Source organism: Aquibacillus salsiterrae (assembly GCF_028416595.1).
Classification (GTDB): Bacteria; Bacillota; Bacilli; order Bacillales; family Amphibacillaceae; genus Aquibacillus_A; species Aquibacillus_A salsiterrae.
The window spans coordinates 22,316-38,016 of the sequence record NZ_JAMQKC010000002.1; the positions used below are offsets into that span (position 1 = coordinate 22,316).

Here is a 15,701-nt window from a genome sequence, read left to right on the forward strand (position 1 = left end):
TCATGCGTAAGGATCAGTTAGAAAGATTAATTGCAAACTCTCTCCAAATGATCAATCAACTTCCAGGAAAATACAATAATGAATATTTTTACCATGAAGTGTTACAGACCGTTGTTGCGTTCCTTCCAAACGCGGATGCCGGTTTTTTCTTTATGTATGATCATAAAATGGGCAAGCTGCTCATCGAAGCAGCGATAGGCTATGATTCGGCAAGTTACCGGAAGACGAGATTGTCGGTTGGTGAATCTATTACCGGATCGGTTTATCAAACAAAACAGACGCGATTGGTGAACGCCCAAATCGATGTCATCGAGGCAATGGCTGCTATGACTGAGGAAAACAAAGTCTATTATGAGGAAGCATTGCTTGCGGATAACTACCCTGAAGCAGCTGTATCGTTTCCTATTATGTCTGGAGAAGAAGTATTAGCTGTCTTAACGATCAACAGCTTCACCGCTTCATTCGATGAGTCAATTACGCTGTTGCTTGATGAAATTGCACCGTATCTATCGGTGCTTTGTGCCCAGTATCAACTGAAAATTAAAGAGGCAGCGCTTGAAAAGGAGCTTGAGCTGACATATAACGCGTTAAGAAACGAGCATCAGCAGCTGCAACGTACGACCGATTTGTACAATAATTTGGCGTCGTTAATGTCACAAAACAAAAGCATTGATCAAATGATGCAAGCGATTAATATGAGTACAAAAACACCTGTTGCTTTTTATGATGAGTTACTGTATCCAATTGCTTCCTTTGGTAAATCAGCTGAACATCGCTTACCTGATAACTTTTTGGCATCGAGAGAAGTCCAGTATACGTTGTCAGTGAAAAAGTGGCAATTGATCAGTCAAGTGAACGAGTCGATTTTAGTTATGCCTGTTGTTGGTGCCCAAACGGTTATTGGCTTTTTGTGTGCGTGGATTGACGAAGAGAGCTTTAATGATGGAAACAGGCTGTTGCTTGAATACAGTGCATCGATGTTAGGGCTTGAATTAATGAAAAAGCGTTCGATTGAAGAGACACACCGGAAGCTCGCCGGGGATATTTTTGAACAACTAATTACCGGAAACTATAGCGATGATGTTGTCCGTCAGGCAAAAAATCTGGACCTCGATGAAACAGACTATTTTGCGATTTTAATATGCGAAGGCAAGCTAGAGACAACTGGCTTTAATCAATATTTTATTAAAGATTCGTGGACAAAGTGGATCCAACAAGCGATGAAAGTAGCGGGCATGGACGGACTCGTTACGCAACGGGGCATGGACGTTATTGCCTTTTTAACCGTTGATGGGGAAAAAGATAAATCGTTTGCTAGAAATAAGCTAAAATCCTTTACGAAGCAATTAGAACAAATCCCATTTCCGGTTAAAATCGGGATTGGCCGCGTGTATCAAGGCTTCGTTCATGTTCGAAAATCGTATGCCGATGCCAAGCAATGTATAGAAATGTTAAATAAAAAGAAGTCTGGCAAAGTATTACGCTTTTCCGATGGCGGTATTTATCGTTTGTTATTGGACCACGATAAGGATGAATTAGACTTGTTTGTTCATGACCACATAGGTCCATTGCTTGAGTGTAAGACAAAAAAAGATAAAGAATTACTTGATACGTTATTAGCTTATGTAACGTTCAATCGGGATTTAGCTACCGTCACCAACAAACTATCGATTCACCACAACACACTCTATTATCGGATTAAAAGAATTGAAGAAAGTTTACACGTATCCTTTGCCAATCATGACGAATGGTTCGACATTTCGGTTGCCTGTAAAATCTATTTATTTTTAACCGAATAGGTAGGTGCGTTTTTGCGGTTGAGGGATAAGAACTAAAAGAGAGAAGGCTTTACGATGAAGGGAATAAAAAATATTGCTGTCGAAACGGTGACAGCTGGGTTTATCGAAGATTGCGTTATTATTTATGATAAGACGATTAACTATATTGGTTCGCTTTCGGATGCGCCAGATTTTGCTGAAGAGATTGAATGGACAGACGGCAACGGGCAAATTGTTTTCCCAGGCTTCATTGACGTCCATACTCACCTCGGGATTGATGAAGAAGGTGTTGGTAAGGAGGGGGATGATTTCAATGAGACGTCTAACCCAATTACTCCTCATCTCCGGGCGATTGATGGGATTAATTCCTTTGATTCGGGGTATTATCGTGCCCTAAAGGCCGGGATTACGACGGTACAGGTGTTACCTGGCAGTGCTAATGTGATTGGTGGGTTAACGGCGATAATTAAGGTGAAGCCGGACCGTCCAATCGAACAGCAATGCATCAAGTCACCGGCAGCATTGAAAATTGCCTTTGGTGAAAACCCAAAACGTTTCCATGCGAATAATGGAGTGGTAACAAGAATGGGTGTAGCAGCCAAGATACGCGAGGCCTTTTGGCGAGCGAAAAATTGTCCACCACAGTCCTTAGCAGAGCAAGCTTTGGCTGATGTGTTTGCCGATGACTTGCCTGTTCGGGCGCATGCTCACCGTGCCGATGATATTTTGACCGCAATCCGGATTGCCGATGAATTCGGGTTTGCTTTATCGATTGAGCACGCGACCGACGGTATTCGGATTGTCGATCAAATTAAAGCGTCTGGCTACAATGTCGTTGTTGGGCCAACAGCAACAGGGAAATCCAAGGTTGAGTTAGCCAATCAATCATGGGATACGTACCAGGCGTTTGAGCGAGCGGGCATCCCGTTTGCAATTACGACCGACCATCCAGTCATTCCAATTGAGGAGTTGCTCACGGCTGTCCGCCATGCAATCGCACACGGACTAAGCGAAGAAGCTGCGCTGAAATCTATTACGATTCAAGCAGCCAAGCACCTCGGTATTGATGACTGCGTTGGGTCAATTGAGGTTGGTAAAGACGCTGATTTTGTCCTTTGGTCGGCATCACCATTTGATAATTTTCGTGCCAAGGCAACGACTGTCATTATCGACGGAGAAACAATCCAATAGTGTAAGCGAGGTGACGGTTCTCTTGTTTCCAACGGAAGTGAAAGAACCATCCCCACGCTTCCTATAATTCTAGGTTTAGGTTACTAGATTTCGTGATATAAACTAGTATCCGAATAATTCCAATAGAAAAGGGGAATAGGATGTCTAGTTTACATTCTCTTAGTAATCACCAGTTAATTGAGGCTTATCAAGATGCAATTAAAATGGAGTTGGATGCAGAATTTATTAATCTACTAGAAGAGGAATTGAAAGATAGAAATATAACCATTCATTCAATAAAAGCAATTAGTGTTTAATGGAATATAACAGGTTTAGTAGCTCCAAAAGGATAGAGCTATTAAACCTGTTTTTTATTTGAAGATAAGAAACCACCATAGCTTTTTGTTGCCACCATCTAGTATGAAAAAAGGATAGCATTTATTAATTTTGAGTATACTGTATCTTCGGTTAACCGGTAACAAAAAACAATATACACGCCCGAGTGAGCCCTTTGAATGGTTAACCGGTAAAGACTGCCACGTCATGGATTGTCTTATGTCTACCTTAGGCCCCTTAAGCTTTAGCTATAAAATCTTGTTCTCAAAACTTTGAAAACGTTTTTATAGTTAATTGCTGGAAATGTGATAAAATAGTTAAAAGAAGATCTAAGTTTAATCATTTTAAAAATGTAAGTGCATACATAGGGGATTGGTAAGCTATTTGCGTTTATCCCGCAAATCAAATTCGTTCGTGATTAAATTGTTTTTTACCCATTATTACAAGGAGGATTCCACTAATGAAAAGTATAGTTTTAGATAATTGGAAGTTCAAAGAAAGTACTAGTACAGAATGGCTTGAAGCTAAAGTTCCGGGCTGCGTGCACGCGGATTTACTACACAATAACAAAATAAGTGATCCGTTCTATGGTAAGAATGAAATGGACCTACAATGGATTGACAAAAGGGATTGGGAATACAACACAACATTTGATATACCAACAGATCTCCTCAATCAGCCCAATTTAGAGCTTTGTTTCGATGGACTTGACACCTATGCAGAAGTTTATTTGAATGAACAGCCCATTCTATCAGCACATAACATGTTTCGCGCTTGGACCGTAGATGTGAAGGATGTTGTGAAAAAGGAAGGTAACTCCTTACGCATTTATTTTCGCTCCCCGATAAATGAAGATTTAATCAAATTAGAAAAGCTAGGATATGGTTTGCCGGCGACGAATGACCATTCAGAAGACGGTGGACTTGGTGATAAGAAGTTAAGTGTTTTTGCTCGAAAAGCACCCTACCACTACGGTTGGGATTGGGGGCCAAGATTCGTTACTAGTGGAATTTGGAAGGAAGTGCGCCTAGCCGGGTGGACAGATAGTCGGATAACAGACCTCTATATTCAACAGAATAAGGTAACTGAATCTGTTGCAGAAATGACTGCTGTAATAGAAATTCAGTCTGATCGTACTGGCGAAGCAAAGATTCGCCTTGCAACAGAAGGTCTTCATATCGAAAAAGAAATAGCTTTAACTAAAGGAATAAATCTAGTAGAGGTGGACTGTAAAATAAACGATCCGAAACTTTGGTGGAGCAGGGGACTTGGCGAACAGAATTTCTACCAATTCACTGCAATAGTAACAAAAGAAGAGAAGGTTATTACAGAAAAGACAGTCAGGACTGGATTAAGATCGATTAACTTAATAAGAGCAAAGGACGATGAGGGAACGAGTTTTTATTTTGAATTAAATGGAGTCCCTGTTTTTGCTAAGGGTGCAAACCACATCCCAAATGACAGTTTTGTCACAGATGTAAGCTACGAGCGATATCGTCATGAAATAGCTAGCGCTGCTGAATCCAACATGAACATGCTACGTGTTTGGGGTGGTGGTATTTATGAGCATGACCTATTTTACGACTTATGTGATGAATATGGAATGCTAGTTTGGCAAGATTTTATGTTTGCGTGTAGTATGTACCCGGGTGATCAAGCGTTTCTTGACAATGTTCAAATAGAAGCGGAAGAGAATATTAAGCGCTTAAGAAATCATCCTTCGCTTGCCTTGTGGTGCGGTAACAATGAAATCGATGTTGCTTGGGCGCAATATGATGAACAGTTGGGATGGGGCTGGAAACAGCAATATTCCAAAGCTCAACGTGAAGAAATATGGAGCGCTTATGAGGAAATTTTCCATAAAATTCTTCCGGATGCTGTGGCGAGCCATGGCGCGACTATCGATTATTGGCCATCTTCACCAATGAGTGATTTATCCGGAACTTCTAAGCAACACTCCACTTATCAGTCTACAAGTGGGGATATCCATTATTGGGATGTCTGGCATGGGTTAAAACCAATGGAGGATTATAAGAATTATGTAGGTCGTTTTATGAGTGAGTACGGCTTTCAGTCATTTCCAGAGTTAAAAACAGTCAAGACCTATGCCGAAGAAAAGGATATGGAATTAGAATCAGATGTGATGCTACACCATCAAAAGAATGGTTCAGGAAATCGACTAATTAAAGAGTATATGGATATGTACTATAAAGAACCGAAGAATTTCCCTTCATTTTTATATATGAGTCATATCTTACAAGCGGATGCTATTAAGACAGCTATCGAAGCACATCGCATCAATAAACCTTATTGTATGGGCACGCTCTATTGGCAAATAAATGACTGTTGGCCTGTTGCATCATGGGCAAGTATGGATTATTACGGAAGATGGAAGGCATTACAGTATATTGCAAAACGGAGCTTCAAAGATGTTGCGGTAGCGATTGATCGGAAGGAAACCAGATTAGATTTCTATCTTATTTCCGATATTCTCTCCGATTTATCTGGGACATTAGCGGTTAAGCTTTATGATTTTGAAGGGAATCTATTAGTTGAAAAAAGCAAAGATGTAACGATTAAAGCTAATAACTCGAGTTTAGTAGAATCGATCCAGGTAAAAGCATTGCTAAACAATCAGGATGAGCATAAAGTAGTCGTTTATGCATCCGTTGTAACGGATGAAGAGGTGCTAGATAGTAAAGAATATTTCTTTGTGCCGATGAAAAACATTGACCTTACTAATCCGGTGATTACGGTGGAGGAAGTGGAAGGTACTGGTGGAACCGAATTCGACCTAACGACAAATGTCTTGGCCAAAAATGTTTGGCTTGATGCGGCCAATGAAGGCGTCTTTAGTGATAACTATTTTGATCTAATTCCAGGTATTTCAAAACGGATTACTTTTTTGGCACGTGGGAACGTGAATGGTCACAATGCCTTTGTTAAAGCAAGCCCTGGCAAGGTTTCGGTTAAATCGATGGTTGATTTCATTAGCCAAGATTAATGGAAACAAAGAGGACTAATTTCTCACCGGATAGAAATTATAAAAAAAACAAGAACTTTCCAGCTTCAGTGCCTAGCCCCTCGGGACATAAGTCAATCCCTTCTGTGGCAAGGACCGCCACATCAGGTCTTGTCTTATGCCTGTCGGGTCTACCAAGGCGCTTACGCTTTTCTTATTGTCTAGCTTCAGCGCCTAGCCCCTCGGGACATAAGACAATCCCTTTTGTGGCAAAGGCCGCCACGTCAGGGCTTGTCTTATGCCTGTCAGGTCTAGCAAGGCGCTTACGCTTTTCTTGAAAGGAGTAATGTATGTTGAGTGAAATGAAAAGTAGAACGATTACGGTCAATCAAATAGGATATCCAACAACAAGCAAGAAGATTGCGATGTTTACAGGACAAGGTGGAACATTTGAAGTAATTAATGAGGCTTCGGAAGTAGTGTTTCGTGGGGTAACAAGTAATCCAGTTAAGGATGAAGTAAGTGGAGTAATGGTCTGTTCAGGTGATTTTTCTGCGCTAACAACGACGGGGAAATATCGAGTAAGACAAGATGAAGCTGTTTCTCCTATGTTTTTAATCACGGAGAAACCTTATCAACATCTTCACCATGGGCTATTAAAAGCATTTTATTATTTCCGTTGTGGGATGGAGTTAGAAGAGGAATTCGCCGGTCCTTGGAAGCATAAAGCTTGCCATACAACGGAGGGTATTGTTCATGGACAACCAGATCGTAGGCTTGGAAGTTTCGGAGGTTGGCATGATGCAGGTGACTATGGGAAATACACAGTCGCAGCAGCTAAGGCGGTTGCGGACCTATTACTTGCTTATGACCTATATCCGAATGCATTTGCAGGACCTGTACCGCTTCCGGAAACAGATAATTTAACACCTGACGTATTACATGAATGCCGCTATGAACTAGAATGGCTGTTTACCATGCAGGAAACTGATTCGGGTGGTGTGTTTCACAAGCTTACCACATTACATTTTCCGGGGCTGGATGTGATGCCGGAGGAGGATCTAGCAGATTTGTATTTTTCGCCAATTTCAGCAACAGCTACTGGTAGCTATGCAGCGATCATGGCAATGGCGTCTCGTGTGTATCAGCCATTTGATGCTAGCTTTGCAGCGCGTTGCCTGAAAGCTGCAATCCACGCAGAGGAATGGCTGGAGAAGCATCCTGAAGTTGAAAGTTTCAAAAATCCAGTGGATATTACTACAGGGGAATACGGTGACTCCAAGGACATCGATGAGAGATATTGGGCTTTTTGTGAGCTATATCGAACAACAGGTGATGATAAATATCACCATAAAATTCAGAAACTAAGTAGACAACCATTTGATAAGTGTCAGTTAGGTTGGGCAGATGTCGGTGGTTATGGTACATTAGCCTATCTATTAAATGATGAGACGAATGTAGACCGCGCGCTTTACACGGAATTAAAAACCCTTTTTCTAGATGAAGCAAACCAACTTATTTCCCGAAGCAAAGAGGACGGCTATCTAATTTCATTAACAGAGGACGAGTATATTTGGGGAAGTAATATGTTAGTTATGAATCACGGAATGATCCTTTTGTTTGGTTACCACTTAACAGGTGACAAGAAATATGAAGCGTGCGCCCTCGATCACCTTCATTACTTGATGGGGCGAAACGTCCTCGATATTAGTTATGTAACAGGCTATGGTGAGCAACCAGTTATGCACCCACACCATCGTCCATCTGTTGCTGATGATGTCGTTGATCCTGTTCCAGGGCTTGTTGCGGGTGGCCCTGACAGAGGCCTACATGACGAATATGTAAAAGAACACTTACAAGGGAAAGCACCGGCCCAATGTTTTGCCGATCATGAAGATAGTTATTCTACAAACGAAGTAACAATTTATTGGAATTCTCCGGCAGTGTTTGTTGTGTCACATTGGGTGAGGTAGGTACTTACTTCTAGTTTTCAGCCTACTGAAATGAGTCACTTTAAGACTGATAATATAATAGTATCCTATAAAAAGGAGTGGCATTACAAATTGAAATTCACTAATGGGAACTGGCTAGTAAGGGAAGGCTTTTCGATTCATCATCCTCAGGTTGTCCATGATGTCGAGATTACAGATGAGGGTGTTACACTGTACGCACCATGTAAACAGATAAACCATCGAGGTGCTACGCTTGATGGGCCGTTGCTTACTATCCATTTATCTACACCAATGGAAAATGTAGTTCGTGTTCGTACCTGGCATTTTAAAGGTGGAGCGAAAAAATATCCTAATTTTAATGTAACCGATCACCATCGCTCCTATCAATTAGATACGAGTGATGAAGAAATCACTTTTACTAGTGGCGATTTACATGTGAAGATAAATAAAAATCAATTTGGTATGGAATTCTTTAATAAGGATCAAAAGCTAACCGAGGCAGATTCGAAGGGGTTAGCTTGGATTAAGGGGCCAGAGAAGACAACCTTTATGCGGGGCCAGCTTAGTTTGAAGGCTGGTGAACAATTATATGGCTTAGGTGAACGCTTCACGCCGTATGTGAAAAATGGTCAGTCTGTCGATGTTTGGAATGAAGACGGTGGCACAAGTTCAGAGCAGTCCTATAAAAATATCCCTTTTTACGTGAGTAACAGGGGGTATGGTGTGTTTGTTAACCATCCTGAGCAGGTTAGTTTTGAGCTGGGGTCAGAAGTCGTTTCTAGGTCACAGTATAGTGTGAGTGGCGAGTATTTAGATTACTATATGATCAATGGACCAACACCAAAAGAAGTGGTTAGTCGTTATACAGAACTAACTGGTAAACCAGCACTGCCACCAGCCTGGTCGTTCGGATTATGGCTATCAACGTCATTCACTACCGATTACAACGAAGAAACAGTAAACCATTTCGTTGATGGCATGGAAGAACGCGGTATTCCGTTAAGCGTGTTCCACTTTGATTGTTTTTGGATGAAAGAATTTGAGTGGAGTAACTTTGTTTGGGATGAAAGAAACTTCCCGGACCCCGAAGGTATGTTAAAACGACTAAAAGATAAAGGTCTTAAAATTTGTGTTTGGATAAACCCATACATAGCGCAAAAGTCAAAACTGTTTGCCGAAGCAGTAGAACATGGCTATTTATTAAAAAGGCCAAATGGCGATGTATGGCAGTGGGATCTTTGGCAGGCGGGCATGGGTATCGTCGATTTTAGTAATCCAAAGGCATGTAGCTGGTTTGCGGAAAAATTAAAAGTATTGCTAGATATGGGTGTAGATTCCTTTAAAACCGACTTCGGCGAACGGATTCCTACAGATGTCGTGTATGATGATGGTTCTGATCCATATAAAATGCATAACTACTATTCCTATAAATATAACGAAGTAGTATTTGATTTGTTGAAAAAAGAAAAAGGTGAAAAAGAAGCAATCGTGTTTGCGAGGTCTTCGACAGCCGGTGGTCAAAAGTTCCCAGTTCACTGGGGTGGAGATTGTGATTCCACGTATGAAGCAATGGCTGAGAGCTTACGCGGTGGCCTGTCGTTAACTATGTCTGGGTTTGGCTATTGGAGTCACGATATCGGTGGATTTGAAAATACAGCTACACCAGATGTGTTCAAACGTTGGACTGCCTTTGGATTGCTTTCTAGTCACAGTCGATTTCATGGCAGTTCATCTTATCGGGTTCCATGGAAGTTTGACGAGGAAGCAGTCGATGTTGCACGTCATTTTACTCAACTAAAAAATAGTCTCATGCCTTATTTATATCATGCAGCGGTTGAAAATAGCCAAACAGGTATTCCTGTGATGCGTTCGATGCTACTCGAATTCCCAGACGATCCTTTATGCGATACACTAGATCGCCAATATATGCTTGGTGAGTCTATCCTCGTTGCCCCGATTTTTAATGAGGAAGGAATCGGATCTTACTACTTGCCAAAAGGTAAATGGACACATCTTTTAAGTGGCGAAATAGTCGAAGGTGGAACATGGAGAAAAGAGTACTATAATTATAGGAGTCTACCTCTTTTTGTGAAGGAAAATACCGTTTTACCATTAGGTGCTGTCCATAATAAGCCTAACTATGATTATGCGGACGAAGTAACATTCCGTGTCTATTCTTTACATGATGGAAAAGAAATTCGTACCATTATTAACGATGTAAATGGAGAATTGGCAGGCTCCATTTTAATAGCACGCCAAGGCGGGCAAATTTTAGTTAGCGCAGATATGAATAATAAAGCATACTATATTGTTTTAAATGGACTAAGTTCGATTAAGTCAACAACAAGTGGTACATGGTCCAAGGAATCAGGTGGTGTAAGGATTACTCCAGATCCATCAATAGAATCATTTACGATTACGTTGGAATAAAGTTAAGTTATATAGCCACTTTGGCATGGTTAAAAATAAACTTATTAAGATCATTATGCAGGTAAGCTTGTAAGGACAGGTCACAGGCGCAAATAAGCCAAGAGACCTGTCCTTTTTTAGATGTTTGATAAGGATGGTGAGCCAATTGTCCTGATCTCTTGATTATCCAAATGATTCCAAGTACCGATTTTCGCTGAAAATTGTAGTAATAGTTTGAATATTATGCTATATTTCTTACATTCATTTACCATAAAAGGAAATGAGTTGCTATAATATTACATAATTTAGGAGGAATGTCATGTATAAGAAACTAACAGCAGTTGCTCTTTCATTAGCGCTCATCGGCTCACTCGGGGTTGCAAACGGCTGGAGCACAACAAAGGCAGAGGACACAGATCGTAATATTACACGTGCTAATTATGTTGGAGCTGCACCAGAACTAGCAGAGTTAGCGAAGGAATTGGGGAAGGATTTATCTAAGTCAGACCCGGCAGCAAAATTAGAAAATAAAGGAACAAAATTTGAACAAGCAGGAGAAAGCCGTGTTGCCACGCAAGAAGCTACAGGGGATGTACCTGTATTGGTTGTGTTGGCAAAGTTTAAAGATGGGGACGCACCGATTGGTGACCCAGAAGGAGTAGTACCAGCTAACTATTTTGAGGACTTAATATTTGGCACGGAATATAATCCATATGAATTGGAGCAGTTTGCTCAATATAAAGAATTTGATGGTGTGAAGGCACCAACTGATAGTACGATGCAAAATATTTATAAAGAATCAAGTTATGGAAAGGTCAATTTAGTGCGTAAGGAGGACACTGACTATGCTTGGGTAGAATTACCTAAAGGCGCATCCTACTATTTAGATCAAGATGGTACATACGCTGAAAATGGCACTTATGTAAACGGTAACGAAAATGGTGATGCACATATGGGCGAACTTGTTCGTGATGCACTAAAAGCTGCAGATGATCAAGTGGACTTTTCTAAATATGCAGTAGACGGCGAAGTACCAAATGTATTCATTATTCATGAAGGAACGGGGGCAGAATTTAGTCGGGATCCAGCCCAAATTTGGTCCCATAAATGGAACTTGTTGAGTGCGCTATATTATGGGAAGTATTATGAGACCGGTGAAACAGCACCAGTTGCAGAAGGCGTCCCAGTTAATGAGTGGATTAACGAAACAATTGCAGAAGACATGACCTATGATGGCGTAATTGTTGACAACTACAATATCCAACCAGAAATTGGTGGTAACGTCGCAGGTTTCGATTTAGCAACTGGCGAATATAAAGAAGAAAAGGTAACAGGACCATATCCGGCACAAGCAGGCGTTTATGCACACGAATTTGGTCATTCGTTAGGCTTGCCAGACTTCTATGATACGCTTTATAGCTCGGAAGGCGTTGGTAACTATTCAATGATGGCTGGTGGTTCATGGATGAGTTTTCCAGATGCAAATGCCTATGGCGGTAACTCACCAACCCATTTCGATCCATTTTCTAAGACATTCCTTGGATGGGTGAACCCAATTGAGGTAACACCTGAAGATGGCGTGCAAGAGCTCACCTTACCATCTATTGATCAAGCGAATGCAGATAACGGCATCGTGAAAATGGAAGTTCCGGGTTCAAATGGAACCGAATATTTCTTGTTTGAAAATGCGCAACAATCCGGCTTTAACAAGGGCTTTAGTAATCAAGGCGAAGACTCTCATGGATTACTCGTTTGGCATGTCGATGAGAATATTCTTAATTTATACCAAACGGCTGGTTTCCGCCCGAACAATGTGGAAAACTGGATGAACAAGCGTTTCCAATCAAATCAATCTGAGGTTGCATCAGATGGAACAGTTGTTACGCATTACGGATTATCAGTCGTGCAAGCTGATGGAAACTATGACCTTGAAAAATATGTGAATCGTGGTGATGCTGGTGACTTCTTCCAAACAGGTGACGAAATTACACCAAATTCTAGTAACGTTCACACTGGTTCTTATTATTTCTGGCAAGAAAATAGTGCAGTCCCAGCAAGCTCCGGCATTAATGTAACAGATATCGTTGAAAATGAAGACGGTAGTATCACGGCAAAATTTTTCTATCAAACAGACAAAAAATAATAAATGAAGAAGCACCCGCACGTAGAATAGTACGGGTGCTTCTTATTGTAAAGATAAAAAAATATCAAAATCTGTCTAGCTCCTCGGGGTCTTAAGCAGAGAAACTTCGTGGCAAAGAGCTCGACATAGATTTTTTTCTTAAGTTTGCCATAGCAAGGCCGCCCTACGCTTTTCTTAGTTTAACAGGTTAGTGATTAACTGTTTCAGGTGTTCCAATTGGCTAGAATCAATCGACTTTGCCTGGTTGAGTGAATTCACTGTCGTTTGGATTAAAAAGGCACGTGGATGTTTCGCTTGTAACAATTCCTCTTCGATTAAATCAAGCAGTTCGACATATGGACGTTGATCTTCTGCTATCAAAGATTTTTTCAAGCTGGTTAGTAATTGCTTCAATTCTTCTTGCAATCGGTTGCTATCTGTTTGGTCGTTTGGAAACCATTTGTCAACCAAGCTAGGCTGATTAAGTTGCTCGCGAGTGTGGGCAAGGTCCTCAACAATAGTTGCCATTCTTTTTACACTATATTGAACGACAGGATGAATGCTCGCGTCCTTGTCATGCCAGGTAATATAGTACTTCATATTTTGATGAAGGATGCCGACGAACATAATGGCTGAATCTAATAAATAAGGTTGTTTTTCCTCGCCGAAAATTTCAAGCAACCGTTCGTATATCCATATAACGACCTTCATTTGTGACTCTTTTACAAAATGCTTGAGCTCAGGATCGTTTGAAATCAATACCTCTTCAAACAGGGTGAAAATGCGATGTTGTTTGTTGATCTTCATCGATAGTTCAATTTGTTTGGTAAATACATCAAGGTCAGCAGGGTCTTGTCCTATCATAATTTCATTTCGTTTATCACTTAAAATTTCAGCCAACTCTTTAAAAATCGAAATAAGTAACTCATTTTTCGAACTGAAATAATTGTAAAAGGTCCCTTTTGAAATGCCGCTATAATCCAATATGTCTTGAATAGATGTCGCTTGGTATCCTTTTTCAATAAATAATTGCTGTGACTTCTTAATTACTTGCTGCTTCCTAGAATTCATTTCGATCACCTTTTTAAATAATTTAACAAGCGCACATGCTTGGAATTGTACTACTAGTCTACCATTATCATACCTGAACATTTGTCGGTTCACAAACCTAAATATAATAGGAAAAAATAGGTATTGCAATTACTGTACCGTTAGTATAATATATTGGAATGTGAACAACGAGTATAAAATAATGAACTCATAGTATAGGGGGAGCGTCAAATGAATGAAACAACACAGAAAGCAAGTGGTCCGAAGTATGGTGTGCTTGCGGTTTTAATGATTGGAGCTTTTATCGCTTTTTTAAATAATACGTTACTTAATATTGCATTGCCTTCCATAATGAAGGATTTACAAATAGAGACGGCGACGGTTCAGTGGTTAACAACAGGATTCATGCTTGTAAACGGCATTATGATACCAGCTACTGCCTTTTTAATTCAAAAATATTCTGTTCGCAAACTTTTTATTACGGCAATGGGTTTGTTTACACTCGGTACAGTGATTGCTGGTATGGCAGATGTGTTTCCGTTGTTACTTTCAGGAAGAATGCTTCAGGCATCAGGGTCAGCGATTATGATGCCATTATTAATGAATGTTATGTTAGTTAGCTTCCCAGTTGAGAAACGGGGAGCGGCAATGGGAGTGTTTGGACTTATTTTAATGGCTGCACCAGCAATTGGCCCGACTTTATCTGGATGGATTATCGAGCACTACGACTGGAGAATGCTATTTCATTTTGTGACACCGATTGCGGTTATTGTGTTACTTCTTGGTGTTTTCTTGTTGAAGGACAAGAAGGAAAAGGTAAAGATGCGTCTCGATGTCGTTTCTTTACTCTTATCAAGCGTTGGTTTTGGCGGGATTTTATACGGATTTAGTTCTGCCGGCAGTAAAGGATGGGACAGTCCACATGTGTACGCCACGATTATTGTTGGGGCTGTTTCCTTAATCACGTTTATTGTTCGTCAAACAAAGCTTGAACGACCAATGCTTAACTTCGGTATTTATAAGTATCCGATGTTTGCTCTTTCCTCATCAATTACGATGGTATTAAATATGGCCATGTTCTCAGGGATGCTACTGCTTCCAATCTATGTCCAAACAATACGGGGCATTTCCCCATTTGATGCAGGTTTATTGATGCTTCCGGGTGCATTAGTGATGGCGTTGATGTCACCAATTACTGGAAGGCTGTTTGATAAGATTGGTGGAAAAATTTTAGCTGTTGCAGGCCTTGCTATCGTAGTTGTGACAACTTATTTATTCAGTAAACTATCGTTAGATTCTACGTACAGCTATTTGGTTGTGTTGAATTCTGTCCGGATGTTAGGTATTTCGATGGTAATGATGCCTGTTTCAACGAATGGATTGAATCAACTACCGGCTAAAATGTACCCGCATGGAACTGCGATGAACAATACGTTAAACCAAGTTTCCGGTGCAATTGGAACAGCACTGCTTGTGACGATTATGTCAAATAAATCTGAATCATCTGCAACTAGCTTAGTCGCACAATATGGGGCGGATGCAGCAGCTAAACAGCAACAAATTATGCTTGAGTCGATGCTTGAAGGAATAAATTTTGCTTTCTACATTTCTTCCTTGATTGCCGTTGTGTCGCTAATTTTAGCCTTTTTTATTAAACGTGCAACACCAGCAGATGGACCAATCGAATTCAAACCATCCGATGATCAAGAAAGTAAAGTAGTTCCAGAAACAGTCTAACCTAGGCAGTATTCTAGCTTATAGTATGTTGAATGGAAGAACGGTTTTCATTTCCCTTTAGTAAAAGGATTTGAGAACCGTTTTTTCTTTTAGATAAGAGAAGAGGAAAAAGTGTCGATAAGGAGGCCTATTATCGACAGATTGGATTTGAGAAGAGGAAAAACTGTCGATAAGGAGGTCTATTA

At 40.6% G+C, this 15,701-nt stretch carries 9 protein-coding genes; 8 read left to right on the forward strand and 1 reads right to left on the reverse strand.

The genetic code is table 11. The annotated features are described in order from the left end of the window. Positions 1-2 precede the first annotated feature (2 nt). The 7 genes from NC799_RS02755 to NC799_RS02785 all read left to right on the forward strand — a co-directional run bounded on the left by NC799_RS02755 (position 3) and on the right by NC799_RS02785 (position 12,750). Positions 3-1,799 (forward strand): helix-turn-helix domain-containing protein, encoded by a 1,797-nt coding sequence (locus tag NC799_RS02755; protein ID WP_272444803.1) that lies wholly within the window; start codon positions 3-5, stop codon positions 1,797-1,799. A gap of 54 nt (positions 1,800-1,853) precedes the next feature. Next, complete coding sequence (locus tag NC799_RS02760) at positions 1,854-2,969, forward strand: amidohydrolase (RefSeq protein ID WP_272444804.1); 1,116 nt, start codon at positions 1,854-1,856, stop codon at positions 2,967-2,969. A gap of 140 nt (positions 2,970-3,109) precedes the next feature. Continuing rightward, complete coding sequence (gene sda / locus NC799_RS02765; protein ID WP_272444805.1) at positions 3,110-3,265, forward strand: sporulation histidine kinase inhibitor Sda; 156 nt, start codon at positions 3,110-3,112, stop codon at positions 3,263-3,265. Between the two features lie 479 nt (positions 3,266-3,744). Further along, positions 3,745-6,288: a beta-mannosidase gene (locus tag NC799_RS02770; protein ID WP_272444806.1), complete on the forward strand. Its 2,544-nt coding sequence runs from the start codon at positions 3,745-3,747 to the stop codon at positions 6,286-6,288. A 320-nt stretch (positions 6,289-6,608) separates the two neighbouring features. Further along, complete coding sequence (locus NC799_RS02775) at positions 6,609-8,219, forward strand: glycoside hydrolase family 9 protein (RefSeq protein ID WP_272445196.1); 1,611 nt, start codon at positions 6,609-6,611, stop codon at positions 8,217-8,219. Positions 8,220-8,309: 90 nt separating this feature from the next. Continuing rightward, on the forward strand, positions 8,310-10,628 hold the full coding sequence (yicI, locus tag NC799_RS02780) for an alpha-xylosidase (protein WP_272444807.1): 2,319 nt from the start codon (positions 8,310-8,312) through the stop codon (positions 10,626-10,628). Between the two features lie 298 nt (positions 10,629-10,926). Then, positions 10,927-12,750, forward strand: coding sequence for a M6 family metalloprotease domain-containing protein (locus tag NC799_RS02785; RefSeq protein ID WP_272444809.1), 1,824 nt, complete (start codon positions 10,927-10,929; stop codon positions 12,748-12,750). A gap of 174 nt (positions 12,751-12,924) precedes the next feature. On the opposite strand, the gene NC799_RS02790 is transcribed toward NC799_RS02785, so the two are convergent. Then, on the reverse strand, positions 12,925-13,800 hold the full coding sequence (locus NC799_RS02790; protein WP_272444810.1) for a TetR/AcrR family transcriptional regulator: 876 nt from the start codon (positions 13,798-13,800) through the stop codon (positions 12,925-12,927). Positions 13,801-14,010: 210 nt separating this feature from the next. Between NC799_RS02790 and NC799_RS02795 the strand changes: the two genes are divergently transcribed. Further along, the gene (locus tag NC799_RS02795; protein ID WP_272444812.1) at positions 14,011-15,516 is read left to right on the forward strand and encodes a DHA2 family efflux MFS transporter permease subunit; all 1,506 of its coding nucleotides are present in this window, start codon (positions 14,011-14,013) and stop codon (positions 15,514-15,516) included. Positions 15,517-15,701: the final 185 nt, after the last annotated feature.

Excerpts from the sequence above, each read along its gene's own strand:
- sda (WP_272444805.1), top strand. The coding sequence starts at position 3,110 with ATGTCTAGTTTACATTCTCTTAGTAATCACCAGTTAATTGAGGCTTAT.
- NC799_RS02755 (WP_272444803.1), top strand. The coding sequence starts at position 3 with ATGCGTAAGGATCAGTTAGAAAGATTAATTGCAAACTCTCTCCAAATG.
- NC799_RS02770 (WP_272444806.1), top strand. The coding sequence starts at position 3,745 with ATGAAAAGTATAGTTTTAGATAATTGGAAGTTCAAAGAAAGTACTAGT.
- NC799_RS02760 (WP_272444804.1), top strand. The coding sequence starts at position 1,854 with ATGAAGGGAATAAAAAATATTGCTGTCGAAACGGTGACAGCTGGGTTT.
- NC799_RS02795 (WP_272444812.1), top strand. The coding sequence starts at position 14,011 with ATGAATGAAACAACACAGAAAGCAAGTGGTCCGAAGTATGGTGTGCTT.
- NC799_RS02785 (WP_272444809.1), top strand. The coding sequence starts at position 10,927 with ATGTATAAGAAACTAACAGCAGTTGCTCTTTCATTAGCGCTCATCGGC.
- NC799_RS02790 (WP_272444810.1), bottom strand. The coding sequence starts at position 13,800 with ATGAATTCTAGGAAGCAGCAAGTAATTAAGAAGTCACAGCAATTATTT.
- NC799_RS02775 (WP_272445196.1), top strand. The coding sequence starts at position 6,609 with ATGAAAAGTAGAACGATTACGGTCAATCAAATAGGATATCCAACAACA.